Genomic DNA, 2,426 nt, shown 5'->3' on the forward strand with positions numbered 1-2,426 from the left:
CGTTAATAAAACACATGTGCGAAATGGCTTTGGTTACTTTTTGTTTACCAAAAAGGTCAAAATGAAACATATAGAAAACATTTAACTTTTTGTTTTATTTCGAACTGTTTTCCTTGTAGGAATAATCGCAATACGTTTAAGTTATGTTGTTAAAAAAACGTGTCTTTTTTTCTGTTGATGAAACTTAATTATTGGCAGGTGAAAAATCTGTCGACGTGCTGTTACGTCAAATTTGTATCAAAATAGTTAAAATTCAGGGGCGGTTCATTGGTCTATTCATTGATAGCGTTTATAGTTTTATCAAATGGATAAGTGAGCGAGGAGCTACAATCTAATGATAAAAGCCATTATCAAACCTGCAATTTTGGCAGTTACAGCTTTAGGATTATGTAGCGCTTTTATAAACCTTGCTTACGCTACCGCAGATGGGCCTGATTACTATGATGTACATTTAGTTGAAAAACATGATGTGCTCAATATCCGTGAAGAGCCTGTTTACAGCGCTAAGAAGCTAGGCGAGATCCCGTATGATGGGATCTGTTTGCAAAATCGCGGTTGTGTTGGTGGTGTGACTTATCAAGAATTTAGTACCTTATCTGACGCTGAGTTAGCAGTGATCCGAAAACAGCGCCCACGTTGGTGTAAAGTGAATTACCAAGGCACAGAAGGTTGGGTTGCTGCAAAGTACGTGATGGAAACTCAACACTACGCTGTTTGTGATAAAAGAGAATTAACTCACGATCTGCCATCAGCCAATAAATAATGGGTTTGAGTGAGAACCTTATTGCAGATGTGATGAACAAGGAAGTTGTTATATGCCTAATTATAAAGGGATGCGTGCCCCGTTATTTTGTATTGCCATGCTAACAGGGTGCTCGTCTTTACCTAAAGAAGCTCAGCACTTAACTGCGCCAACAACCCCGAAAATGACCAGCTTGTTATCGACATTAAATGATGGTCATCGTCAGCAACAAACTCCACAAACACCGAGTGCGGTATTGGTACAAAATACGGGTTGGGATGCGCTGGCGCAACGTTTAGCCTTGGTTGAAACCGCAGAACATACCATTGATATTCAATACTATATTTGGAACTCCGATGTTTCTGGTAGCTATCTAGCCAGTCGCTTAATGGCTGCTGCTGAACGTGGTGTTCATGTTCGTGTTCTACTTGATGATATTAATTTAAACGAGCGTGAAGCTTTATTAGCTGGGTTAAATAAACATCCGAATATCGAGATCCGTATTTTTAATCCGATCCCAACCCGTAATGCGGGTAAATGGATGAGCTTCTTAGGGGATTTTTCACGTTTAAATCGTCGAATGCACAATAAGTCTTTCACCGTGGATGGCGTATTTACCGTAGTAGGCGGACGCAATATTGGTGATGAATATTTCGATCTTTCTCATGAGCTGAATTTGCGTGATCGAGATGTATTAGCAAGGGGGGAAGTGGTTACTGAAGTTCAACAGAGCTTTAATAATTACTGGAACAGTGAATGGGCATACGATGTTGATTTGTTGAGTGATGATCCTACTCTTGAGCAACCGGATTTATCAAGCATTTCAGTTCCCCATTACAAACATTACCCAGCATTGCCACAAAGCCAAGCGTCAGCTGCGCAGTACTTAACGTCGCTGGTGGATAATATGACATGGGTGAAAGCGACCTATATTGCTGATCAGCCAATTCCTGATGATATTAATAATACCGATCAGCCAAAAGCCACTGCGCAGTATTTATCTAAGCTGGCGGAAAAGACTCAAAACGACATCATTATTGAATCTGCTTATCTTGTATTTGATGACAATCAGTTAGCTGGGTTACAGCAGCTTAATCAGAGAGGAGTCGAGATCAAAGCCTTAACCAACTCAATGGCATCTAATGATTTGGTCACCAATCACTCTGGCTATGCAGGTAGACGCCAAGAGATGCTGGAAAGTGGTGTCGATTTATTTGAATTAAAGCCTGATGCTAAGTTATGCGAGATTGTGCTTCAAGATAGCGATAAATGTGCACCGAACGCAGTATACGGTTTACATGCTAAATCAGCGGTGTTTGACCATCAAATCGCGACGATTGGCTCTTTTAACTTCAATTTACGTTCGACTTATCTCAATACTGAATCGTTATTGGTGATTGAAAACCCTAAGGTTGCAGCAGAGCTTTCCAGAACCTTAGAGGGCGCAATGAAAGATAATAACAGTTGGCACTTAAGCCTTGATAGCGGCACTGTACATTGGCACTCCGGCGATAAAACATGGGACAGCGAACCTGAAACCGAGCAATGGGATCGGATGAAATCAGAGTTCTTACAGTTATTGCCTATCGAGAAGTATTTGTAAGTACGAGTTAGAAAGGGTCGCCTGTAGATCGAACGTTTATCTTAGATATTTAATATTCACTAATTATTGCGCTAGTATTTT

General features: G+C 40.5%; 2 protein-coding genes. Both read left to right on the plus strand.

From position 1 onward, the window contains the following. Nucleotides 1–334 precede the first annotated feature (334 nt). Nucleotides 335–763, plus strand: a complete 429-nt coding sequence (locus E5A76_RS14795) for an SH3 domain-containing protein (RefSeq protein ID WP_161119381.1) — start codon at nt 335–337, stop codon at nt 761–763. 52 nt (nt 764–815) lie between these two features. After that, nucleotides 816–2,345 (plus strand): phospholipase D family protein, encoded by a 1,530-nt coding sequence (locus E5A76_RS14800; RefSeq protein WP_161119382.1) that lies wholly within the window; start codon nt 816–818, stop codon nt 2,343–2,345. Nucleotides 2,346–2,426 lie beyond the last annotated feature (81 nt).

It is taken from the genome of Photobacterium lucens (assembly GCF_009873615.1).
Lineage (GTDB): Bacteria > Pseudomonadota > Gammaproteobacteria > Enterobacterales > Vibrionaceae > Photobacterium > Photobacterium lucens.

Excerpts from the sequence above, each read along its gene's own strand:
- E5A76_RS14795 (WP_161119381.1), top strand. The coding sequence starts at position 335 with ATGATAAAAGCCATTATCAAACCTGCAATTTTGGCAGTTACAGCTTTA.
- E5A76_RS14800 (WP_161119382.1), top strand. The coding sequence starts at position 816 with ATGCCTAATTATAAAGGGATGCGTGCCCCGTTATTTTGTATTGCCATG.